Source organism: Labrys sp. Lb11 (genome assembly GCF_057554225.1).
In genome coordinates, this window is sequence record NZ_BAAJOT010000002.1 from 208,648 (window position 1) to 230,363 (window position 21,716).

The 21,716-nt window shown below is 68.2% G+C and carries 20 protein-coding genes; 16 read left to right on the forward strand and 4 right to left on the reverse strand.

Translation table 11 applies throughout. The features are described from left to right. Positions 1–145: 145 nt before the first annotated feature. The 7 genes from gcl (at position 146) to AC27L4_RS06165 (ending at position 9,209) form a co-directional block, all read left to right on the forward strand. On the forward strand, positions 146–1,921 hold the full coding sequence (gene gcl / locus AC27L4_RS06135; protein ID WP_487141168.1) for a glyoxylate carboligase: 1,776 nt from the start codon (positions 146–148) through the stop codon (positions 1,919–1,921). A gap of 54 nt (positions 1,922–1,975) precedes the next feature. Beyond that, the gene (hyi, locus tag AC27L4_RS06140) at positions 1,976–2,767 is read left to right on the forward strand and encodes a hydroxypyruvate isomerase (RefSeq protein WP_487141169.1); all 792 of its coding nucleotides are present in this window, start codon (positions 1,976–1,978) and stop codon (positions 2,765–2,767) included. Between the two features lie 433 nt (positions 2,768–3,200). Then, a complete protein-coding gene (glxR, locus tag AC27L4_RS06145; RefSeq protein ID WP_487141170.1) occupies positions 3,201–4,091 on the forward strand; it encodes a 2-hydroxy-3-oxopropionate reductase in 891 nt (296 codons plus the stop codon). Positions 4,092–4,104: 13 nt separating this feature from the next. Next, a complete protein-coding gene (locus tag AC27L4_RS06150; protein WP_487141171.1) occupies positions 4,105–5,403 on the forward strand; it encodes a glycerate kinase type-2 family protein in 1,299 nt (432 codons plus the stop codon). Position 5,404: 1 nt separating this feature from the next. Further along, positions 5,405–6,691, forward strand: a complete 1,287-nt coding sequence (locus AC27L4_RS06155) for an allantoate amidohydrolase (RefSeq protein ID WP_487141172.1) — start codon at positions 5,405–5,407, stop codon at positions 6,689–6,691. Then, positions 6,688–7,923 carry a M20/M25/M40 family metallo-hydrolase gene (locus AC27L4_RS06160; protein ID WP_487141173.1) on the forward strand — a complete coding sequence of 412 codons (1,236 nt, stop codon included), beginning with the start codon at positions 6,688–6,690 and terminating at the stop codon, positions 7,921–7,923. The genes AC27L4_RS06155 and AC27L4_RS06160 overlap by 4 nt, the downstream gene beginning before the upstream one ends. 521 nt (positions 7,924–8,444) lie before the next feature. Continuing rightward, positions 8,445–9,209, forward strand: a complete 765-nt coding sequence (locus AC27L4_RS06165) for a 5'-nucleotidase, lipoprotein e(P4) family (protein WP_487141174.1) — start codon at positions 8,445–8,447, stop codon at positions 9,207–9,209. Between the two features lie 831 nt (positions 9,210–10,040). On the opposite strand, the gene AC27L4_RS06170 is transcribed toward AC27L4_RS06165, so the two are convergent. Both AC27L4_RS06170 and AC27L4_RS06175 read right to left on the reverse strand, forming a co-directional pair. Next, the gene (locus tag AC27L4_RS06170; protein ID WP_487141175.1) at positions 10,041–10,289 is read right to left on the reverse strand and encodes a hypothetical protein; all 249 of its coding nucleotides are present in this window, start codon (positions 10,287–10,289) and stop codon (positions 10,041–10,043) included. Between the two features lie 34 nt (positions 10,290–10,323). Further along, positions 10,324–10,725: a hypothetical protein gene (locus AC27L4_RS06175; RefSeq protein WP_487141176.1), complete on the reverse strand. Its 402-nt coding sequence runs from the start codon at positions 10,723–10,725 to the stop codon at positions 10,324–10,326. A gap of 186 nt (positions 10,726–10,911) precedes the next feature. On the opposite strand from AC27L4_RS06175, the gene AC27L4_RS06180 reads away from it, so the two are divergent. Beyond that, a complete protein-coding gene (locus AC27L4_RS06180; protein ID WP_487141177.1) occupies positions 10,912–11,337 on the forward strand; it encodes a helix-turn-helix domain-containing protein in 426 nt (141 codons plus the stop codon). Between the two features lie 70 nt (positions 11,338–11,407). On the opposite strand, the gene AC27L4_RS06185 is transcribed toward AC27L4_RS06180, so the two are convergent. After that, positions 11,408–12,688: a urate hydroxylase PuuD gene (locus AC27L4_RS06185; protein WP_487141178.1), complete on the reverse strand. Its 1,281-nt coding sequence runs from the start codon at positions 12,686–12,688 to the stop codon at positions 11,408–11,410. Between the two features lie 226 nt (positions 12,689–12,914). Between AC27L4_RS06185 and AC27L4_RS06190 the strand changes: the two genes are divergently transcribed. The 4 genes from AC27L4_RS06190 to gltS all read left to right on the forward strand — a co-directional run bounded on the left by AC27L4_RS06190 (position 12,915) and on the right by gltS (position 17,200). Next, positions 12,915–13,850: a LysR family transcriptional regulator gene (locus AC27L4_RS06190; RefSeq protein ID WP_487141180.1), complete on the forward strand. Its 936-nt coding sequence runs from the start codon at positions 12,915–12,917 to the stop codon at positions 13,848–13,850. A gap of 136 nt (positions 13,851–13,986) precedes the next feature. Then, complete coding sequence (gene uraH / locus AC27L4_RS06195; RefSeq protein ID WP_487141181.1) at positions 13,987–14,340, forward strand: hydroxyisourate hydrolase; 354 nt, start codon at positions 13,987–13,989, stop codon at positions 14,338–14,340. 29 nt (positions 14,341–14,369) lie between these two features. Next, positions 14,370–15,782, forward strand: coding sequence for an allantoinase PuuE (puuE, locus tag AC27L4_RS06200; protein ID WP_487141913.1), 1,413 nt, complete (start codon positions 14,370–14,372; stop codon positions 15,780–15,782). 212 nt (positions 15,783–15,994) lie between these two features. Beyond that, positions 15,995–17,200, forward strand: coding sequence for a sodium/glutamate symporter (gene gltS / locus AC27L4_RS06205; RefSeq protein ID WP_487141183.1), 1,206 nt, complete (start codon positions 15,995–15,997; stop codon positions 17,198–17,200). On the opposite strand, the gene AC27L4_RS06210 is transcribed toward gltS, so the two are convergent. Next, entirely contained in the window at positions 17,178–18,950 is a 1,773-nt protein-coding gene (locus tag AC27L4_RS06210) for a metallophosphoesterase family protein (protein ID WP_487141184.1), read from the reverse strand. The genes gltS and AC27L4_RS06210 overlap by 23 nt on opposite strands. 239 nt (positions 18,951–19,189) lie before the next feature. On the opposite strand from AC27L4_RS06210, the gene AC27L4_RS06215 reads away from it, so the two are divergent. The 4 genes from AC27L4_RS06215 (at position 19,190) to AC27L4_RS06230 (ending at position 21,410) form a co-directional block, all read left to right on the forward strand. After that, positions 19,190–19,708, forward strand: a complete 519-nt coding sequence (locus tag AC27L4_RS06215) for a hypothetical protein (RefSeq protein ID WP_487141185.1) — start codon at positions 19,190–19,192, stop codon at positions 19,706–19,708. 33 nt (positions 19,709–19,741) lie between these two features. Further along, positions 19,742–20,299 (forward strand): HlyD family secretion protein, encoded by a 558-nt coding sequence (locus AC27L4_RS06220; RefSeq protein ID WP_487141186.1) that lies wholly within the window; start codon positions 19,742–19,744, stop codon positions 20,297–20,299. A 382-nt stretch (positions 20,300–20,681) separates the two neighbouring features. Next, positions 20,682–20,876 carry a hypothetical protein gene (locus AC27L4_RS06225; protein ID WP_487141187.1) on the forward strand — a complete coding sequence of 65 codons (195 nt, stop codon included), beginning with the start codon at positions 20,682–20,684 and terminating at the stop codon, positions 20,874–20,876. A gap of 51 nt (positions 20,877–20,927) precedes the next feature. Further along, positions 20,928–21,410, forward strand: coding sequence for a hypothetical protein (locus AC27L4_RS06230; protein ID WP_487141189.1), 483 nt, complete (start codon positions 20,928–20,930; stop codon positions 21,408–21,410). The last annotated feature ends 306 nt before the right edge of the window (positions 21,411–21,716 follow it).

A 21,716-nucleotide genomic window follows, 5' to 3' on the forward strand; every position in this document is an offset into this window, starting at 1 on the left:
CCGCACCGGTTCTCAAGTCCATTCCAGGAAGCGCCGGGCGAGTACGCCGGCACCGCGCGGTACGGCCCCCGGCCGGCCCGGCGATCCCTTGAGGACAGCGCGAGAACCCGGCCGGGCAGCCGCCGGACCCCGGAGGGAGAGCATCATGGCCCGCATGACGGCAGCCGAAGCCGCAGTCCACATCCTCGAGAAGGAAGGCTCCCGTTGCGCCTTCGGCGTGCCCGGAGCGGCGATCAACCCGCTCTATGCGGCGCTGCGGCCGCGCAACACCATCCGCCACGTGCTGGCGCGCCATGTCGAGGCCGCCTCGCACATGGCCGAAGGCTACACCCGCGCCAAGGCCGGCAATATCGGCATCTGCATCGGCACCTCCGGCCCGGCCGGCACCGACATGATCACCGGCCTCTACTCGGCCTCGGCCGACTCCATCCCGATCCTGTGCATCACCGGCCAGGCGCCGCGCGCCCGCCTCTACAAGGAGGACTTCCAGGCCGTCGACATCGAGGCGATCGCCAAGCCCGTCTGCAAGTGGGCGGTGACCGTGCGCGAGCCCGCCCAGGTGCCCGGCACCTTCCAGCAGGCCTTCCACATCATGCGCTCCGGCCGGCCCGGTCCGGTGCTGATCGACCTGCCCTTCGACGTGCAGACGGCGGAGATCGAGTTCGACCCGGAGACCTACGAGCCGCTGCCGGTGTACAAGCCCAAGGCGACGCGGGCCCAGATCGACAAGGCCATCGCCATGCTGCAGGAGGCCGAGCGGCCGCTGATCGTCGCCGGCGGCGGCGTCATCAACGCCGACGCCTCGGACAAGCTTGTCGAGTTCGCCGAGATCCTCGGCGTGCCGGTGGTGCCGACCCTGATGGGCTGGGGCACCATCCCCGACGACCATCCGCTGATGGTCGGCATGGCCGGCCTGCAGACCAGCCACCGCTACGGCAACGCCACGGTGCTCGCCTCTGACTTCGTGCTCGGCATCGGCAACCGCTGGGCCAACCGCCACACCGGCGGCATCGACACCTACACCAAGGGCCGCAAGTTCGTGCATGTCGACATCGAGCCGACCCAGATCGGCCGCGTCTTCATGCCCGACTACGGCATCGCCTCGGATGCGGGCTTCGCCCTCGACCTGTTCATCGAAGCGGCGCGGGAACTCAAGGCGAGCGGCGCGCTCAAGGATCGCGGCACCTGGGTGAACGAGTGCCGCGAGCGCAAGCGCACCATGCTGCGCCGCACCCACTTCACCGAGACGCCGATCAAGCCGCAGCGCGTCTACGAGGAGATGAACCGGGCCTTCGGCCGCGACACCACCTATGTCTCGACCATCGGCCTGTCGCAGATCGCGGCGGCGCAGTTCCTGCATGTCTACAAGCCGCGCGGCTGGATCAATTGCGGCCAGGCCGGCCCGCTCGGCTGGACCCTGCCGGCGACCCTCGGCGTGCGCGCCGCCGATCCCGACAGCCCGATCGTCGCCATCTCCGGCGACTACGACTTCCAGTTCCTGATCGAGGAACTGGCGGTCGGGGCGCAGTTCAGCCTGCCCTATGTGCACGTGCTGGTGAACAACGCCTATCTCGGCCTGATCCGCCAGTCGCAGCGCGGCTTCAACATGGACTACTGCGTGCAGCTCTCGTTCGAGAACCAGAACACGCCGGAGCTGGGCGCCTACGGCGTCGACCACGTCAAGGTGGCCGAGGGCCTCGGCGTCAAGGCGCTGCGCGTCACCGATCCCGAGCAGCTGCTGCCCGCCTTCGAGGAAGCCAAGCGCCTGGCCGCCACGCACCGGGTTCCGGTGGTGGTCGAGGTGATCCTGGAGCGCGTCACCAACGTCGCCATGGGCACCGAGCTCGACAAGGTCACCGAGTTCGAGGACCTGGCGCTCCAGACCGAGGACGCGCCGACCGCCATCGCCCTCTTGGATTGACCCAACCGAACCGGGCCGCCCCGCCCGGTTCCGCCCACCAGCAGGATGCCCCGCATGCCCCGTTTTTGCGCCAACCTGACGATGCTCTACAACGAGGTGCCGTTCCTCGAGCGCTTCGCCGCGGCCGCCCGCAGCGGCTTCACCGGCGTGGAGTATCTGTTCCCCTACGCCTTCGACAAGAAGGACCTGGCCGGCGCGCTCGCCGAGCACAAGCTGACCCAGGTTCTGCACAATCTCCCGGCCGGCGACTGGGCCGCCGGCGAGCGCGGCATCGCCTGCCTGCCCGGCCGGCAGGAGGAGTTCCGCGACGGCGTCGCCCAGGCGATCGACTATGCCGGGGCGCTCGACTGCCGCCTGATCAACTGCCTGGCCGGCATCGCCCCGGCGGCTGTCGATCCGCAGGAAGCCCGCCGCATCTTCGTGGAGAACATCCGCTACGCCGCCGGCAAGCTCGGCGAAGCCGGCATCCGCCTGGTCATCGAGCCGATCAACACCCGCGACATTCCCGGCTTCTTCCTGACGCGGACCGAGCAGGCGGCCGGCATCCTCGCCGATGTCGGCTCCGACAATCTCGGCATCCAGTACGACATCTACCACATGCAGATCATGGAGGGCGACCTCGCCCGCCGCATCGAGGCTTATCTGCCGCAGATCTGGCACGTCCAGCTCGCCGACAATCCCGGCCGCAACGAACCCGGCACCGGCGAGATCAACTACGACTTCCTGTTCAGGTGGCTCGACCGGCTCGGCTATGCCGGCTGGGTCGGCTGCGAGTACCGCCCGGCGGGCACGACGGAAGCGGGCCTGGGCTGGTTCCAGGCGGCCCGCGCCGGCGCGCCGATCTGACCGGCCGGGAGGCGGCCAAGCTTCCGTTCGCGGACGACAGTTTCAAGCGCGACGCCTGCCGCTCCCCTCCCCCTTGCGGGGAGGGAAGACACCAGCGTCGCGGCGAGGCCGGAACCGTGGCGTCCCGCACGACCGCAGGCAAGGCTGAGGCGCGACGCCGGCCGCTCCCCTCCCCCTTGCGGGGAGGGGTAAGGGGGTGGGGGTCGTCGGCATGGGGCTCGTCGTCTCCTGCACGCCCCCCACCCTTCATCCCTCCCCACAAGGGGGAGGGAAGACGCGGGCGTCGCGGCGGGGCCGGAACCGTGGCGTCCCGCACGACCGCAATCAAAGCCGACAGACACGGCGTCCGATCGCTTTGCCTGTTCGCGAACGAACCCTCGGGCCCGGACGGGCCGTCGAACACATCACCTCTTTGCCGAAGGATGGCACGACAATGAATATCGGTTTCGTCGGACTGGGAATCATGGGCGGCCCGATGGCCGGGCACCTGATCAAGGCCGGCCACAAGCTGTTCCTCAACTCGCTGGGCGGCATTCCCGAGGACCTGCTGAGCGCCGGCGGCACCGCCTGCGACACGGCGGCCGACGTCGCCCGCAAGGCCGACATCATCATCACCATGGTGCCCGACACGCCGGACGTGGAAACCGCGCTGTTCGGCGCCGGCGGCGTCGCCGAGGGCCTCTCGGCCGGCAAGACCGTGGTCGACATGAGCTCGATCTCGCCCGTGGCCACCAAGGCCTTCGCCGCCCGCATCAACAAGCTCGGCGTCGACTACCTCGACGCTCCGGTCTCCGGCGGCGAGGTCGGCGCCAAGGCCGCCTCGCTCACCATCATGGTCGGCGGCCCGCAGGCGGCGTTCGACCGGGTCAAACCGCTGTTCGAGGCCATGGGCAAGAACATCACCCTGGTCGGCGGCAACGGCGACGGCCAGACCACCAAGGTCGCCAACCAGATCATCGTCGCCCTCACCATCGAGGCCGTGGGCGAGGCCCTGGTCTTCGCCTCGAAGGCCGGCGCCGATCCGGCCAAGGTGCGTCAAGCGCTGATGGGCGGATTCGCCGCTTCGCGCATTCTGGAAGTTCACGGCGATCGCATGGTAAAGCGGACTTTCGACCCCGGCTTCCGCATCGCCCTGCACCAGAAGGATCTCAACCTGGCCCTGACCAGCGCCCGCCAGCTCGGCGTATCCCTGCCCAGCACCGCGCTGGCGCAGGAACTGTTCAGTGCCTGCGCCGCCCGCGGCGGCGCTCATTGGGATCATTCCGGCATGGTCAAGGCGCTGGAGCTCCTGGCCAACCATGAAATCGGCGCCCCCGTCGCCTGAGAGAGGACATCCCATGCCCCCGCGCGCCTTGCTGCAATCGATGTTCGAGGCCGCGGTGGCAGCGGCGACGCCCGCCACCTGCCTGCCCCCGCATCTGCCTGAGCCGCCGCGCGGGCGCACCATCGTCCTGGGCGCCGGCAAGGCAGCCGCGGCCATGGCCAAGGCGGTCGAGGACAACTGGCCCGGCCCGGTCAGCGGGCTGGTGGTGACGCGCTACGGCCACGCCGACGTGCCCTGCCGGCACATCGAGGTGGTCGAAGCCGCCCACCCCGTGCCGGACGCGGCCGGCGAGGCCGCCGCGGCCCGCATCCTGAAGCTGGCGGAGGAAGCCGGCGAAGACGACCTCGTCATCGCCCTGATCTCCGGCGGCGGCTCGGCCCTGCTCTGCCTGCCGGCCGAGGGCCTGACGCTCGCGGACAAGCAGGCGATCAACACCCAGCTCCTCAAGTCCGGCGCGCCGATCGAGGCGATGAACTGCGTGCGCAAGCACCTGTCCGCCATCAAGGGCGGGCAGCTGGCGGCGGCGGCCTGGCCGGCCCGCGTCGTCTCCCTGATCATCTCCGACGTGCCCGGCGACGACCTCGCCGCCATCGCCTCCGGACCGACGGTCGCCGATCCGACGACCTTCGCCGAGGCGCGGGCCATCCTGGCGCGCTACGGCATCGCCGAACCGGCCCGGGCCATCGCCCATCTCGAGGCGGCCGCCCGCGAGACGCCCAAGCCCGGCGATCCGCGGCTCGCCCGCAGCGAAAGCCACCTGATCGCCTCGCCCCAGCAGTCGCTGGAGGCGGCGGCGGCGGTGGCGCGGCAGGCCGGCGTCACCCCGCTGATCCTCGGCGATTCCCTTGAGGGCGAGGCGCGCGACGTCGGCATCGTCATGGCCGGCATCGCCCGGCAGGTGCTCGCCCACGGCCAGCCGGCGGCGGCGCCCTGCGTGCTGATCTCCGGCGGCGAGACCACCGTGACCGTGCGCGGCGGCGGCCGCGGCGGCCGCAACGTCGAATATCTCCTGTCGCTCGCCGTCAAGCTCGGCGGCGCCGCCGGCGTCCACGCCATCGCCGGCGACACCGACGGCATCGACGGCGCCGAGGAGGTCGCCGGCGCGGTGATCGACCCGACCACCCTGGAGCGGGCGCGGGCCCTGGGCATCGACCCGGTGGCCTCGCTCCTCGACAACGACGCCCACACCCTGTTCGGCCGCCTCGGCGACCAGGTGGTGACCGGGCCGACCATGACCAATGTCAACGACTTCCGCGCCGTGCTGGTGACCACCCCCGGCCAGCCCGATGCCCCAGCAGCAAAGAACGCCTGACATGTCCGCCCACACATCCCTCGGCGCCGCCGCTCGATCCGCCCGCGTCATGGCGCGGCTCGACGAGCTCGGCCGCTGCTCCAGCGATACCGACGGGCTGACCCGCCTCTACCTGACGCCCGAGCACCGCGTCGCCGCCGACACGGTCTCGGCCTGGATGGCCGAGGCCGGCATGGCGGTGCACATGGACGCGGCGGCGAGCGTGATCGGCCGCTATGCCGGCGCCGCGCCCGACGCGCCGGTGCTGATCCTCGGCTCGCATATCGACACGGTGCGCAAGGCTGGGCGCTATGACGGCAATCTCGGCGTGGTCGTCGCCATCGAGGCGGTGGCGGCGCTGCACGAGGCCGGCGTCCGCCTGCCCTTCGCCATCGACGTCGCCGCCTTCGGCGACGAGGAGGGCGTGCGCTTCCCCGTGACGCTCACCGGCTCGCGCGCCCTCGCCGGCGTCTTCGACCCCGCCACCCTCGACTCCACCGACGCCGAGGGCGTCAGCCTGCGCGAGGCCCTGCGCTCCTTCGGCTGCGATCCCGCCGCCGTGTCCCGGCTCGGCCGCGACCCGGCGAAGACCCTCGGCTATGTCGAGGTGCATATCGAGCAGGGCCCGGTGCTGGAAGCCGAGGACCTGCCGGTCGGCATCGTCACCGCCATTGCCGGCGCCAGCCGCCTGGTGGTCGAAGTCGGCGGCAAGGCCGGCCATGCCGGCACCGTGCCGATGGCGCTGCGCTCGGACGCCGGCGCCGCGGCGGCCGAGATGATCCTCGCCGTCGAGGACGTGGCGCTCGGCGGGGCGGAGCTCGTCGCCACCGTCGGTTCCTGCTCGTTCCAGCCCGGCGCCGTCAACGTCATCCCCTACGGCGCGCGCTTCACCGTCGACCTGCGCAGCCCCGACGACGCCACGCGCCTCGCCGCCCTCGCCACCTTGAGCGAGCGGCTCGAGGCCATCGCCGCCCGCCGCACCGTCGCCGTCTCCTGGACGACCAGCTACGAGGCGCCGGCCGCGACCTGCGATCCCCGGCTGACGGAGGTCCTGGCCGAGGCCGTGCGCGCCAGCGGCCGCACCGTCCGGCTGCTGCCGAGCGGCGCCGGCCATGACGGCCTGGCGATGATCGCGCTCTGCCCGATCGCCATGCTGTTCGTGCGCTGCCTCGGCGGCATCAGCCACAATCCGGCGGAATCGGTGCGCGGCGACGATGTCGGCGAGGCCGTGGACGTCCTCGTCGCTTTCCTGCGCCGCCTGCCGGCCGCCCTTTCCGCTCTTCCCTCCCCCGAAAGCCCGCGTTCATGAGCACCGATCCGAGCAATCTCGACATCATCCACCGCTTCCTCCAGGACGAGCAGTCCCGGCAGACGGCGTTCCTCGCCGAGCTCGTGCGCACGCCCTCCGACAACCCGCCGGGCGACTGCGCCCCGCACGCCGCCCGCGCCGCCGCCCTGCTGGAGGAGCTCGGCTTCGAGGTCGAGCGCCACCCGGTCCCGGCCGAGCTGACCCGCTCCAAGGGCATGATCACCGCCGTCAACCTGATCGTCCGCCGCCGCTTCGGCCCCGGGCCGGTGATCGCCCTCAACGCCCACGGCGACGTCGTGCCGCCGGGCGAGGGCTGGACGCGCGATCCCTACGGCGCCGAGATCGTCGACGGCTGGATGGTCGGCCGCGGCGTCGCCGTGTCCAAGTCGGACTTCGCCACCTATGTCTGGGCCCTGCTGGCGCTGCAGCGCCTGCCGACCCCGCTCAAGGGCACGGTCGAGCTGCACCTGACCTATGACGAGGAGGCCGGCGGCGAGATCGGCCCGGGCTGGCTGCTGTCGGAAGGCCTGACCAAGCCGGACCTCGCCCTGGCGGCCGGCTTCTCCTACGCCGTCGTCAACGCCCACAACGGCTGCCTGCATCTGGAGGTGGAGGTGCGCGGCCGCTCGGCCCACGCCGCCAAGCCCTACACCGGCGTCGACGCGCTGGAGGCTTCCACCGCCATCCTCGGCGCGCTCTACACCTGGCGCCAGTCGCTGGCCTCGCGCCAGTCGGCCGTGCCGGGGATCGGCGCGCCGCAGATGACCGTCGGCCTGATCTCGGGTGGCATCAACACCAATGTCGTGCCCGACCGCGTCAGCTTCCGCCTCGACCGCCGCATGATCCCGGAGGAGGATGGAGCGGGCGTCGAGCAGGAGCTGCGCCAGGTGATCGAAGGCGCCGCCAGGGCGACGCCGGCCGCCAAGGTCGAGGTGCGGCGCATCCTGCTGGCCGAACCGCTGAAGCCGCTGCCCGGCTCGGAGAAGCTCAGCGCGTTGCTGTCCCGTCATGCCACCCGCGTCTTCGGCGTCGAGGTCGGCACCGCCGGCGTGCCGCTCTACACCGACGCCCGCCACTATGCGGCGCATGGCGTGCCGATCGTGCTCTACGGCGCCGGCCCGCGCACCATCGAGGAAGCCAACGCTCACCGCGCCGACGAGCGGCTCTATCTGCCCGACCTCGTCAAGGCCACGGAGGTCGTCGCCGCCACGCTGGCCGACCTGCTGTCCTGACGCCGCGCGCGGTCGCCAGGCCCGCCAGGCCCCGCGACGTTCTGCTGCACGGTCAGGAGACGTCGGACAATAGAGAATCGATCGCGACGCCTGGCGATCCCTTCCCCCTTGCGGGGAAGGGCAAGGGATGGGGGTCGTGCAGGACGAGCCTCATTCCGAAGCCCCCACCTCGTCCTCCCCCCACCCATTTCATCGCGGCGGGGGCCGCCATCGCGTCCGGCGCAGGCGGGGTCCATATCATCCGCGCGGCAGATTTCACCGCGGCAGCCCCCTCCGGCAACAGCGGATGTTTCCGGAAGGCCTCAATTCGACCGCACCTTCTCGAGCGATGCCGATAAGGTAGGCCTCGCCTTTTCACAGGCCGGAGCAGGGAGCGCGGTTCAGCGGCGCCGCCGGATTCGGACGACATCCGCCGCCCGGCCGACGCGAGATGGCGCAGGTGAGACCATGATCGAGGGAGGATCTTCGTGGACGCGCTCGGATTGCCATCATTCAAGCAGCCGGCATTGGCTGCAGCCCTGATGATCGGGGGCCTCATTGCCCCCCAGGCGGCCGCTGCGGCCGACGCCGCGGCAAACCCGCTGCTCTATGCCACCGCCTGGAAACAGACGGCGGCCGAATATCGCGCCCTGTATTATCAGGGTTTCAATATCGCCCGCGAAAGGCTGGATGCGGCGCTGGCCAGGCGCAAGGATGGCGACAAGCCGCTGGCGGTGGTGACCGACGTCGACGATACGGTGCTGCTGCCGCTGGCCTACTGGCGCATGATCGTCAAGAGCGACAAGGCGTTCTTCGACGATCCGACATGGGATGCATGGGTTCCGAAGAACGAATTCCAGGCGTCGCCCGGAGCCGCCGATTTCCTGAAATATGCCGAGGCCAAGGGCGTGGAGATCTTCTATGTCACCAGCCGCGACCAGGGCGAGCGCACGACCGAGTTCGTGGCCGGCAATCTTCGCGCCGCGGGCTTGCCGCTGAAGGATGCCAATCTCACGGTCCTGCGCGACACCTCCAACAAGGAAAAGCGGCAGGACGAGATCCTGGCGAGCTATGACGTCGTGACCTTCCTGGGCGACAATCTGAACGATTTCAGGCGCAAATATTACCTGAAGGGCGACGTGGCCGGCCGCATAGCCAAGATGGAGGAAGACAAGGCGCTTTTCGGCAACAAATATATCCTGTTCCCCAATCCGACGGACGGCCATTGGCTGGCAGCGGTCTTCGGGACCTCCGAGCCGGACGATACGCCGGAAAACCGCGCCACGCTGCGGAAAGCCGCGGAATAGCGGCAGCCGGGACCGGCAGGCGGAACAGGCAGGCAGAGGGTCCCGGCACCATGCCGGGACTTCGACATCGCCGCCCTCGGGTGGAGCGAGAACAGGCACGGCGCGATGATCGCCGGCAGCCGCACGCGGATCGTGGCGGCGACCGGCGGCGGCGGCTCGCTGCCTTGCCGCAGCGGCGGCCGGGTTGCCGGCTTGTCTCAGCGCCTGCCCGGAAGTCTGCGGCTGGGGATCGGGAGCGGGATTTTCGTCGATCCGGCAGGAGCCGGTCGCCGCCGATAGCAAGATACGACCTCCCCCTCCTCCTATGCTGCTCCGGCAGTCTTCGAGACTGGCGAGACCTCGTCTCGCCAAGCAGGAGAGATGCGTTCGGAGGCGACAATGCCACAACGGGATACGGGCGGAGCCGGCAGGAACATCGGAGCGGACACCACGAGTAATGCCACAATTATGGAAAGATGCAGACCATCCGCATCCCACCTATATCCGGGAAAACTATATATTTATATAGATTCCACAATCACAACGATCGTAGATAATTAAATATGCGCCATTACCCATGTCGATCTTTATGGACTCATCCGAGTCGTCCATCAAGTAAATGCGACTTGTTTCTTTATGTCACGATTTTACATTTTTCTTTAGTATTTTAAAAAACCCAGCGCCCTTAGAGAGAATAAGTGCGCTCTTCATTACCTTCCAATCTCCCCAACAATCGATACCAGTTCGTCAAAATTCCGCGCTATCGGAATGCTTTTTTGGATTCTGGCGGGCCGCATCCCACGAGGGATCGCAAGCACGAATTACGGGAATTGTCCCCGTTGGCGAATTTTCCTAGCGGCGAGCCTCGACGACACACGAGCCGTAGCTCCATTCGTCCGTTTTACGGTTCGCTTTATAACTCAGGACTTTAAACCCGGAATTCAATTCCGGGTGTTTACTCGTGTCTATGTGAATGTCACCATCGCTCAGACGCTTCCAGCAGTCTATTTTGACCCGGCGAGCCGCATGCGCGTTGCCCGTCATCATCGCAAACGTCAGCCCAACGAGAAGACACGACATGGCTCGTTTCATCGTCATCATCTGCGAATCCTTTCCCATTGCATCTGGCATTGGATCAGGGAATATCGCGTCCTTCGGGCGTATCGAGGCGGACGTGATCAACCGTCCAGGAATTACCTATCTTCCTCAGATGCAGCGTCCGGCGAAGATGGGGAGAGCCGTTGATGGGTAGGTCTATGTCGACCTGAACAGACGCCTGCTCGGCGGCTTCGCTTAGACGTGTGATCCTGACTTTTGGCGCATCAGGATAAAATCCACCATAGAGCCAGCTCGGAGATACCGAATTCTGGATTCCTATGATGTCTTTCGACAAAAATCTACGAACATCTCCAGGTTTTCGACTGTATATCGTGTGAACAACCGCGTCTGGAGAAAAATGTTCTTCCCGGGCAACTGAACTCTCGACATACAACATGCACAGGGTGGCGAATGTTGCAGCAAGTACCTTGCCTGCCATGGCAGTCACCCCAAAATCGGCGTCAACCTATTATATCATATACGTATTTTGCGCGGCAAGGACACAGAAGGGCTGGTGTCGGCAGCACATGATATGACCGGTTTATGTAGCGCCCGATCTGTCCGGTAGGTTCGGAGCTTTTTGAGGCTCGGAATGGGCCGGACGGAAGCCCTTCAGGGTGTGCGTATGATCAAGTTTTTGGATGTTTTGGGTCGGTACGAGGCGTCTGAGTTCAGTCAGTTGGAGGCGGCGGAATTGCTGGTGGTTGGGGAGCGGACGTTCCGTCGGTGGTGTCGGCGTTATGAGGAGGACGGGGAGGCCGGGCTTTCGGACCGTCGGCTCGGCAAGGTGTCAAGCAAGCGGGTTCCGCGGGATTGGGAGGACGAGGTCGAGGCGCTTTATCGCCATCGCGACAGCGGCTTCACGGCGAAGCATTTTCACGAGCACCTGGTGCGCGACCACCAGTTCACCTGGGGCTACACCTGGACGAAGACGTTCCTGCATTCGCGGGGGTTGCTGGAGCAGGCGAAGCGGCGCGGGGCGCATCGGCGGCAAGCGTCCGCGCCGGCCGCTGCCTGGGATGCTGCTGCATCAGGACGGCTCGCGGCATGAATGGCTTGGCGGGCAGTCGGCGCTCGACCTGATCGTGACGATGGACGATGCGACAGGCGGACCGACGCGCCTATTCGCGGACGGCGCCGGCGCGCAGCGCCAGCCTGGCCGGGGCCGGGGCCTCGGCCGCCTTGCGGCGCTGCAGCAGCCAGTCGCGCAGGACGTGGCGCTCCTCCATCGACATCTCCGTGACGTTGTTGGGCGGCATGGCGTGGGTCATCACCGCCTGGACGAGGATCTCGTCGGCGTGGCGGGCCACCTGCTCGGGCGTGTCGAGCTTCACGCCCTTGGGCGCGACGTCGATGCCCTGCCAGGCCGGCTGGGAGGAATGGCACATGGCGCAGCGCGCCCGCACCACGTCGGCGACGGGCTCCGGCGCCTTGGCGGCCGCGACGGTTGTCGCGGCCTCCGGCAGGGCGCCGAGATTGAAGGTGTCGCGGAAGGCGGGCGAGGTATGGGCGCTGATCCACAGGGCGGCCCAGACCAGCACGGCGGCCGCGCACCACGTCCACCACTTGTCGCCACGGCCGGCATGGCGCTCGTTGTAGAACACGCGGACCAGGGCGCCGGCGACCAGGATCAGGCCGACCACGACGAAGGCGTAGGGCGTCGAGTAGGTCAGCGGATAGTGGTTCGACAGCATCAGGAACAGGACGGGCAGCGTCAGGTAGTTGTTGTGGGACGAGCGCTGCTTGGCGGCCTTGCCGAGCGCCGGGTCGGGGACCTGGCCGGCCTTGAGGGCCGCGATCACCTTGTGCTGGTTGGGAATGATGATGAAGAACACGTTCGCCGACATCATCGTCGCCATCAGCGCGCCGGTGTGGATGAAGGCGCCGCGCGCCGAGAACATGTGCTGGAAGAACCAGGCCATGGCGACGACGAAGACGAAGCCGACGGCCGCCAGCGCCACGTCACTCTTGCCGAGCGCCGACTTGCACAGGAAGTCGTAGACCAGCCAGCCGGCGGCCAGGCCGCCGATGCCGATGGCCAGGGCCGCGCCGGTCGAGAGGTCGCGCACGGAGGGGTCGATCAGCAGCAACTTGGACTGGGAGTAGTAGACCCAGATCAGCAGGCAGAAGCCGCTCAGCCAGGTCGAGTAGGACTGCCATTTGTGCCAGGTCAGCTCGGCCGGCAGGAAGTCCGGGGCGACCAGGTACTTGCGCACTTGGTAGAAACCGCCGCCGTGCACTTCCCAGGCTTCGCCGCCTTGGCCCTCGGGGATGGCGGGGGTCCGGCGCATGCTGGCGTCCAGATGCATGAAATAAAACGACGAGCCGATCCAGGCGATGCCGGTGATCACGTGGACCCAGCGCAGCAGCATGCTGGCCCACTCGTACAGCACCATCTCCATTCTTGTTCTCCCTTGGCCGCGGCCCGCGCTTGCGGACCTGCCGTTTCTCTGTCTGGTATCTCGTCACACCGTCGGCGCGCCGGTGTCAGGCGCGCTCCGGCGATGGAAGGAACGTCCGGCCGTGCCGTCCGGCGCGGCCATGCATCATAGCGCCATCGGCCCTCGCGGCCGGCGGCGCAAGCGGCGCGGCCCGAACCGCGTCCGCTCTTTCGCAGGAGCGTGCCCCATGCTTGAGAATTTCCGGTCCTTCGCGCGAGCCGTCGAAGCCGGCAGCTTTTCGGAGGCGGGCCGCCGCCTGCGCGTGTCCGCCAACGTCATCAGCCATCGCATCCAGACGCTGGAGACGCATCTGGGTTGCCGCCTGTTCAATCGCACGACCCGCAACATGAGCCTGACCGAACAGGGGCGCATCTTCTACGACCACGTCATCGACGCCCTGCAGATCATCGAGAGCGCCGAGGCCAATATCGGCGAGCTCGGCGCCATGCCGCGCGGCGCCATCCGCGTCGCCGCTCCGCTCGGCCTCGGCCGCCGGCTGGTGGCGGCCACGGCCGCATCCTACCAGGACAACCACCCCCAGATCGACGTGCAGCTGCGCCTGTCCGAGCGCCGGCTCGACCTCATCGCCGAGTCCGTCGACCTGGCGCTGCAATACACCAGCATGGCCGATTCCAGCATGATCATGCGCAAGATCGCCGACACGCAGCGCATCCTCTGCGCCTCGCCCGCCTATCTCCAGGGCGCCGGCGTGCCGATGACGCCCGCCGACCTCTCCCGGCACAAATGCCTGCTGCTGCGCTTTCCCGGCTCGCGCGAGTTCCGCTGGACGCTGATGCAGAACGGCGAGGAGATCAACGTCCAGATCTCCGGCCATCTCGACGCGGACGACGGCGACGTGCTGACCCAATGGGCCATCGACGGCCGCGGCATCATCCTGAAGCCGGTGTTCGAGATTGCCGATGCTCTGACCCAAGGCCGCCTCGTCCCTGTCCTGGAAAGCTGTCCGCCGCCGCCGTCCACCCTGGCCGTGCTCTACCCGGCACGGCGGCTGGTGCCGCTGAAGGTCAAGACCTTCGCGGACACCCTGATCGCGGATGGACGACGCTATCTCGCCCTCGAGCTGGCCAAGCTGGATCAGACCACCCTGCTCCAGCCAGCTTGACGACAGGCTCCATCAAGCGGCAGGTCGGGGAAAAGCGAAAGAGGCTTTCTGATCGAAGCATCTTCGCATCGAATTTGGAAATGTTGCCGTCGCTTGCGCTTATCCTGCAAGCCGGTCCAAAAATCGGGAGGCGGGAATGGGCAGGCTTTCGACGCATGTGCTGGACGTGTCGCGCGGCAGGCCGGCGCGCAATGTCGCGGTCACGCTGTATCGGCTCGACGCCGCCGGCGCACGCGAGAAGGTGGCTGCCACGGTCACCAATGCCGACGGCCGCACCGACCAGCCGCTGCTGTCGGGGGAGGCCTATCGGCCCGGCACCTACGAGCTGGAATTCCACGTCGGCGATTATTTCCGCGGCCTCGACCCAGCGGGAGCCGGCGGCTTCCTCGACGTCGTGCCGATCCGCTTCACCATGGGCGAGCCGGACGGGCACTACCACGTGCCGCTGGTCTGCTCGCCCTGGGCCTATTCCACCTATCGCGGCTCGTGACGGAGGCGGGCGCCATGCCGAAATATGACATCGCCACCCCGCGCGACTTCATCGGCTATGCCGACGAGGTGCCGGATGCCCGCTGGCCGAACCGGGCGCGGGTCTGCGTCCAGTTCGTGGTCAACTACGAGGAGGGCGGCGAGAACTGCATCCTCGACGGCGACGCCGCCTCCGAGGCCTTCCTGTCGGAGATCGTCGGCGCCCAGCCCTGGCCGGGCCTGCGCCACCTCAACATGGAATCGATCTACGAATACGGCGCGCGCGCCGGCTTCTGGCGGCTGCACGACATCTTCACCCGCCGCGGCGTGCCCGTCACCGTCTTCGGCATCGCCCTGGCGCTGGCGCGCAATCCCAGGATCGTGGCGGCGATGCGGGCGGCCGACTGGGAGATCGCCAGCCACGGCCTGCGCTGGATCGACTACAAGGAGTTCTCCGCCGAGGATGAGCGCGCCCATATCGTCGAAGCGCTGCGCCTGCACACCGAGGTGACCGGCGAGCGGCCGCTCGGCTTCTACCAGGGCCGCACCTCCGTCAACACCATACCCCTGACCATGGAGGAAGGCGGCTTCCTCTACACCGCCGACGCCTATGCCGACGACCTGCCCTATTGGCTTGAGGGTCCGAAGGGGCCGCAGCTGGTGGTGCCCTACACGCTCGACGCCAACGACATGCGCTTTGCCACGGCACAGGGCTTCAACACCGGCGACCAGTTCTTCACCTATCTCAAGGACAGCTTCGACACGCTCTACGAGGAGGGCGTCAGCCGGCCGAAGATGATGTCGGTCGGCCTGCATTGCCGCCTCGCCGGCCGCCCGGGCCGCGCTGCCGCCGTCGCCCGCTTCCTCGACTACATCAAGGGCCACGAGGGCGTCTGGCTGGCCCGGCGCGTCGACATCGCCCGCCACTGGATCGCCACCCATCCGCCGAAGGGCGGCTACCGGCCGAGCCACATGCCGAGGGCCTTGTTCGTCGAGCGCTTCGGCGGCGTCTTCGAGCATTCGCCCTGGATCGCCGAACGCGCCTACGACGCCGGCCTCGGCCCGCAGGCCGACAGCGCCGCCGGCCTGCACCGGGCCATGGTCGCGGTGCTGGAAGCGGCGACCGAGTCCGAGAAGCTCGACCTGATCCACGCCCATCCCGACCTCGCCGGCAAGCTGGCCCAGGCCAGGATGCTGACCGCCGACTCCTCCGCCGAGCAGGCCTCGGTCGGCCTCGACCGCCTCACCCAGGAGGAGCTCGCGCGCTTCACCGCGCTGAACGAGGCCTACAAGGCCCGCTTCGGCTTCATCTTCATCATGGCGGTGAAAGGCCGGACCAAGGACGAGATCGTCGCTGCCTTCGAGCGCCGGCTCGGCCACAGCCGCGAGCAGGAGCTGGCCGAAGCCGTCGCCCAGATCAGCCGCATCGCCCGGTTGCGGCTGGAGCAGATGCTGCCGGCCTGAAGAGCCGGCAGGGCTGCCCCCATCGCGAGCAGTCCCCGCGGTCCGCTGGACAGAGAGGGGCCGCGTAGACCCCCGGCCGGGATCGAGGGGCTTGGTGATCCATCGGCCAGGCTTCACAGCCCGGGGCAAGCGGCCGGCCGCTTGCCCCGGCCGCCGTTCTGGTGCACCGATTGGGTATCCGGCTCGCCCTGGGCCATCGAGACGCGCCCCCCGTGACCCAAGTCGAGATTCCCGGCTTCCTCAGCCTGACGATCGCGATCATCGTCTTCTTCATCGGCTCCGGCCTCAACCGCCGGATCGCGCCGCTGCGCGCCTGGAACATCCCCGAAGCCGTGACCGGCGGCCTCGTCGCGGCCCTGGCGACCCTGCTCGCCTATCGCGGCTTGGGGATCGCCGTGAGCTTCGACCTCGCCGCGCGCGACATGCTGCTGCTCTATTTCTTCACCGGCGTCGGCCTCAACGCCCGCTTCGCCGACCTGATCGCCGGCGGGCGGCCGCTGCTGGTGCTGCTGGGCCTGACCCTGCTGTTCCTGCTGATCCAGAACGGCATCGCCGCCGGCGCCGCCAAGGTACTCGGGCTGCCCTACGGCATCACGGTCCTGCTCGGCTCGGCCTCGCTGATCGGCGGCCACGGCACCACCATCGCCTGGGCGCCGATCCTGGTCGATCGCTTCGGCCTGGCCAATGCCCTGGAGATCGGCATCGCCTCGGCCACTCTCGGCCTGGTGGTGGCGAGCCTGGTCGGCGGTCCGATCGCCGGCCTGCTGATCGCCCGCTTCCGGCTGGGCGGTCCGACGGCCGAGGCGCCGGCGATCGGCCTGCCCGAGGAGCCGGACCGGCCGCAGGGCGACGACATCAACCATGTCAGCCTGCTGCGCACCATCCTGGTGCTCAATTGCGCCGTGCTGCTCGGCTACGTCGTCGACAAGGTCCTGTCCGAACTGGGCCTGCGGCTGCCGCTGTTCGTCGCCTGCCTGCTCGCCGCCATCGCGCTGACCAACACCGTGCCGCGCCTCGTGCCGGCCCTTCCCTGGCCGACGCGGTCCCGGGCCCTCGCCTTGGTCTCGGACCTCTCGCTCAACATCTTCCTGGCCATGTCGCTGATGAGCATGCAGCTATGGACGCTGGGCGGCCTCGGCCCCGCCCTGGTGCTCGTGCTCGGGCTCCAGACCCTGGCGGCCGTCGCCTATATCCTGCTCGTGGTGTTCCCGGCCATGGGCCGCAACTACGACGCGGCGGTGATCTCGGCCGGATTCACCGGCATCAGCCTCGGCGCGACGCCGACGGCGATCGCGAACATGACCGCCGTCACCAAGGTGCACGGCGCGGCGCCGATGGCCTTCATCATCCTGCCGCTGGTTTCCGCCTTCTTCATCGACATCGCCAACGCCTTCGTCATCGGCTACCTCGTGACGTGACGGCCGCCGGCTCCGCCGCGTCCTCCGCGAGGGACACGCGCTGCGGTGCCAGCAGGCCGAGTCGGCCGTCGCGTCCGCGCGCCAGGCGCTGGATGTAGAAATAGCTCTGCGCGTCGTCGGCCGGCGCCATCACCGGCGAGGGGGCCGAGACGATCGGCAGCCCGGCGCATTCGCCGACCCAGTCGATATGGCGATGGCCGTGCATCAGCACGGCGCGGCCGGCGAGCGGCCGCAGCCGGCGCACGAACCAGTTGCCGTTGATCAACGCCGTGCCGATGCGCTCCGACAGAGCCTTGGCCGCCCGCGGATATTCGACGAGGTGGTGATGCAGCCCTACCAGCCAGACGGCGCTGGGATAGAGGCCGACGGCGATCTCCAGGCCCCTCACCTGCCCGGCCGACATCAGTCCGAGCGCGTTGGTGAAGGAGAAATGCGTGTCGGTGCCCGAGTTCATCAGGAGAATGCCGAGGCCGTCCTCCGACTCGGGCGGCACCACCATCGGGAAGGCCGCATCCCAAAGATCCGGGATGCGGCGGCGCAGCCGCGCCCGGCCGCTGTCGGCGAAGGCGGCGAGATCGGCCCGGTGCGGCGCCAGGGCCTGGTCCAGGCTGCCGGCGAGGCGCTTTCCGGCCCGGTCCACCACCTGCACCCGCCCGCCCTGCAGCGCGGCCATGGCGGACAAGGCCCGGACCTGCCGCAGGCGGCGGTTGGGGCTGGTCGGTAGGTCGAGCCGCGCCGGATTGGCCCGGTCGACGATGTTGAGGTCGTGGTTGCCCGGCAGGATCAGCACCCTTGGCGCCAGTTGTGGCCAGGCGGCCAGGGCCTCGAAGAACTCGGCCCATTCGGCGCTGCGCCCGGCATCGGTGATGTCGCCGGTGATCAGCACCGCATCGAGCCGCTCCTGCGCGTCGATGGCCGCAAGCCGGGCGAACGCCCGATCCAGCCGGCCGTTGCCGCAGGGGCCGGCCCGGCCGCTTTCGATCCGGAAGCCGTAGCGCTCGCCCACCACATGGATGTCGGAGAGATGGGCGACGCGCCAGACGCGGCCCCCCGCCCCTTCCACGAATCCGGCGATGTCGCGCGGCTGCGGCATGGTGGCGTCGGCGACGGCCCAGGCCAGGGCGGCGACGACGAGATAGGCCGAGACCAGCACCACCGCATTGGCCAGCGCCACCCAGGCGAGCGCGGAGGGCGCGGCAAGGTCGGCAAGGGTGCCGACCCAGCGCGTCGCCGGCCAGGCCAGCAGGAGGACGGCCGCGGCCGCGGCGCTGACCAGCCCGCCGGCCGCCAGGGCGGTCACGGCGCGCAACCTCGCCACCCGCTCCGGGGCGTCCCGCCGCTGCGCCCCTATCTCCGCCAGGTGGCGCAACACCTCCCGGCAGAGCATGTAGACCGGCTCGACCGCGAGCGCGTTCAGCGACCAGAAGCTGCTCTCGGCCAGGCGGAACAGCCGCCCGCCCAGGAGCCAGGCGAGACCGACGACCACGGCCAGCACGAGCACGGGCCCGACCCCGGCATAGTAGGACGGCACCAGGCCGCCGCTCGCGGCGGCGATCCAGGCCGAGGCCACCATCGGCGCAAGGCCGAGGGCGAGGCTCGGCACGACCAGCAGCAGCGCCCAGGTCATGATCAGCTTGGGAAGACTGATCTCGACCAGGAGGCTGCCGGCGAGCGAGAGCAGCGAGCGGCTCATGGTGCTCGACGCGTCGTCCTCGACATCGCCGCGGCGGGGGTCGGCAATCGGCTCCATGGGCACGCTCGCAAGCCGCAGGCCCTGTGGGCCTGCATTCAGGGTTCGAAGCCCCAGGCCTGCCCGTTTGCGCGTCGGGCCGCAAGGGGCTTGCGGCCCCGCCGCCCCGGGAAGCCCGGCGAAAGACTCGCCAGCATCTCCCACACGGGCACGGCTGAGGATCTCGAGGGGCAACGTTGCGGATGGGGGCTCCGGGAGCGGACATTCACGCGATGGCTGGCGCGAAATGGTAGGACTCGTTGACCAATCCCGGTACTGCTGGCGGCAAACGTATCCGGAGGGACCTGCCGCCTCCGGTGAGGCGGGCTCTCATGGCCCCAAATCGGGAAAGCCGTCCGGGCTTTCCGCGGTTTTCGTCGCGGCGCCTTCGGAAGGTCGGCCTATGGTCATCATCCTCGTCAGCTAACCTTGTCCTGGTCTGGCTCTTCTTTTCCAAGCTCAGGCTGCTTCGGCTGACCTGGACGAGCGGCGGCCTGGCCGGGCTGATCGGCATCTTCATTCTTGCCGTCTTTGCCGCGCTCCTGAACTCGCTCACCCCGACCGGGAGCATCGTCGTCGGTTCGCGCGTGGTCGAGGTGCCCCCGAACGTCAGCGGCCAGATCATCAGCATTCCGATCGAACCCAACGCACCGGTCAGAGCCGGATCGGTGCTCTTCCAGATCGACCCCGAGCCGTTCAGGTACAAGGTCCGGCAGCTCGAAGCGGCCCTCGTCGCCGCGCAGCACCAGACCGAGGTTCTGCAGGCCAATCTCGACTAGGCGAACGCAAACGTCACCGGACTCGAGAAGCAGGTGACGTTCCATCAACAGCGTCTCGCCGACATCGCGACGCTGACGAAGAGCGGCGCGGCGACGGAGTTCCGGGAGCAGGACATCCTCGAGCAGCGCGATATCGCCACGGCGCAGTTGCAGGTCGCCAGGGCTCAACGGCAAAGCGCACGCGCGACGCTCGATTCGTTCATCAGCGGCATCAACACCACCGTGCTCCAGATCCGCGCGCAGCTCGACGACGCGAAATGGGAGCTCGACCGGACGACGGTCAGGGCACCGTCGGACGGATATGCCAGCACCGTCGCGCCCGCGGTCGGAGCGCGGGCTCTGCAAGCCCGTGCGGCGATGTCCTTCATCGTCGAGTCGGACATCACGATCGTCGGCACCTTCCTGCAGAATGGATTCCGGACCATTCGGCCCGGCGCGACCGTCCCGCTGTTTTTCGACGCCGATCCGGGGCATATCTACGAAACGACGATCCTCGCGATTCCCAAGGGCGTCGGGCAGGGCGAAATCGCGGTCTCGGGAACGCCGGCGCGGCGACCGTCTTTTCCGACACCTCAGGCGTCATCGGACTGATCGCCTACATCCTGCTCTGGATCCAGTCCTGCCTGGCTTACCTCTGATCTTCGAACGCCCATGGCGGCGATGCAGGCGGCCTCTCAGCCCCGGATTCCCGCGGCGAGGCCCTTCGGCCTGCCGGGTTCGAGCGGGCCGCATCGTCGAAACAGCCGAGGCAAGACGGATGAAGGCTTGCCATCGTTTCCCCGCGCCCCGGGGGGAACGGAGCCGTCCACGGCAACGGCGGCAGGACTTTCAGCGCCTGCCCGGCCCCGATGGCCTCCGGCCGTCAAAGAGATCTCGCCGGAGAACGGGCCTGGGCCGACTCTCGGGGACCGGCCTGGACGTCCGGAAGCTGACATGCGCCCGGCTCGCCGGCATCTGGCAACAGGATGCCGACATGCTCGCCACCTGGTACAGCGGCTGGTACAACGGCCTCGCTTACAAGCACATGCTGAACATCGCGCAAGCGAAGGAGGCCGAGCATGAGGTCATCGTGTGTTGCAAGGCCAATCCGGACAAACTCATCATCGAAGCAATCGCCGCCGTCTTCAAGGACATGCGGGCGAAGATGGGAACCGAGATGCGTCCGTAAGAACCCGGGAGCGCCTCGGACTCCGGTCCTCCAAAGGGCGGATCGATTTGCATGAAGGCATCTGCATCCGCCCGTTCCTATCTGACATGCCTCGCCCTTCAATCGACGGCCGCCTTCGCGATTCTCACGGCGATCCAACGAGCATTCCGGACGGTCGTCGACAATTTGGGGATGCTGCACGCGGTGTCCCCGGCAGAGGCGGCCCTGCTCGCCGTCATCCTTTGCGTGTTCCAGGCCATCTATTGGTTTCGCGTCAGGAATATCGAGATCCCGGCATGGCGCAGCTCCGTGCTCGGTCATCTCCTCGGGTTTGCCAGCCGTCTCAGTTTTATCTTTGGCGGAGCGCTCTTCAGTCTGTTCTTTCTTCGACACGCACCGGAACTAAGCTCAAGCGAAGGTGCGCTCGTCCTTGCTCCACGGACTGCAATGCTTCTGGCAATGCTATTCTGTCTCTACTGTTACAGCCTGGAACTCGATCGCCTGGCGAATTCGCTGCAATCAAAGGCCGGCACGGAACTGCCGCGTAAAGATTGATCAGTGCACGCACCCTGACGTTCATGAGAGGCATGTGGCGCCTTCCCGAAGGGTAGGACAAGCTCGTCATCGAATCCGGTGGCGCGGTTGGCTCGCTGCAGCGTCCTTTCCCCGATTTCATCACGTATGAATGCGGGCAGACTCCGCAGAACGTGGCTGGAGATGACAGGGACTGCCGCTGCGAGAAGGCGCACCTGAACAGCCTCTTTGGCACGAAATGAATAGTTTTTGCATATCCGGTGCGGCTCGGCCCGGCAAGCAGGCGTGCGGGGCGCCTGCACGTGCCGGGAAGGTCGCGGTTCCGAG

Excerpts from the sequence above, each read along its gene's own strand:
- gcl (WP_487141168.1), top strand. The coding sequence starts at position 146 with ATGGCCCGCATGACGGCAGCCGAAGCCGCAGTCCACATCCTCGAGAAG.
- hyi (WP_487141169.1), top strand. The coding sequence starts at position 1,976 with ATGCCCCGTTTTTGCGCCAACCTGACGATGCTCTACAACGAGGTGCCG.
- glxR (WP_487141170.1), top strand. The coding sequence starts at position 3,201 with ATGAATATCGGTTTCGTCGGACTGGGAATCATGGGCGGCCCGATGGCC.
- AC27L4_RS06150 (WP_487141171.1), top strand. The coding sequence starts at position 4,105 with ATGCCCCCGCGCGCCTTGCTGCAATCGATGTTCGAGGCCGCGGTGGCA.
- AC27L4_RS06155 (WP_487141172.1), top strand. The coding sequence starts at position 5,405 with ATGTCCGCCCACACATCCCTCGGCGCCGCCGCTCGATCCGCCCGCGTC.
- AC27L4_RS06160 (WP_487141173.1), top strand. The coding sequence starts at position 6,688 with ATGAGCACCGATCCGAGCAATCTCGACATCATCCACCGCTTCCTCCAG.
- AC27L4_RS06165 (WP_487141174.1), top strand. The coding sequence starts at position 8,445 with ATGATCGGGGGCCTCATTGCCCCCCAGGCGGCCGCTGCGGCCGACGCC.
- AC27L4_RS06170 (WP_487141175.1), bottom strand. The coding sequence starts at position 10,289 with ATGATGACGATGAAACGAGCCATGTCGTGTCTTCTCGTTGGGCTGACG.
- AC27L4_RS06175 (WP_487141176.1), bottom strand. The coding sequence starts at position 10,725 with ATGGCAGGCAAGGTACTTGCTGCAACATTCGCCACCCTGTGCATGTTG.
- AC27L4_RS06180 (WP_487141177.1), top strand. The coding sequence starts at position 10,912 with ATGATCAAGTTTTTGGATGTTTTGGGTCGGTACGAGGCGTCTGAGTTC.
- AC27L4_RS06185 (WP_487141178.1), bottom strand. The coding sequence starts at position 12,688 with ATGGAGATGGTGCTGTACGAGTGGGCCAGCATGCTGCTGCGCTGGGTC.
- AC27L4_RS06190 (WP_487141180.1), top strand. The coding sequence starts at position 12,915 with ATGCTTGAGAATTTCCGGTCCTTCGCGCGAGCCGTCGAAGCCGGCAGC.
- uraH (WP_487141181.1), top strand. The coding sequence starts at position 13,987 with ATGGGCAGGCTTTCGACGCATGTGCTGGACGTGTCGCGCGGCAGGCCG.
- AC27L4_RS06210 (WP_487141184.1), bottom strand. The coding sequence starts at position 18,950 with ATGGAGCCGATTGCCGACCCCCGCCGCGGCGATGTCGAGGACGACGCG.
- AC27L4_RS06225 (WP_487141187.1), top strand. The coding sequence starts at position 20,682 with ATGCTCGCCACCTGGTACAGCGGCTGGTACAACGGCCTCGCTTACAAG.
- AC27L4_RS06230 (WP_487141189.1), top strand. The coding sequence starts at position 20,928 with ATGAAGGCATCTGCATCCGCCCGTTCCTATCTGACATGCCTCGCCCTT.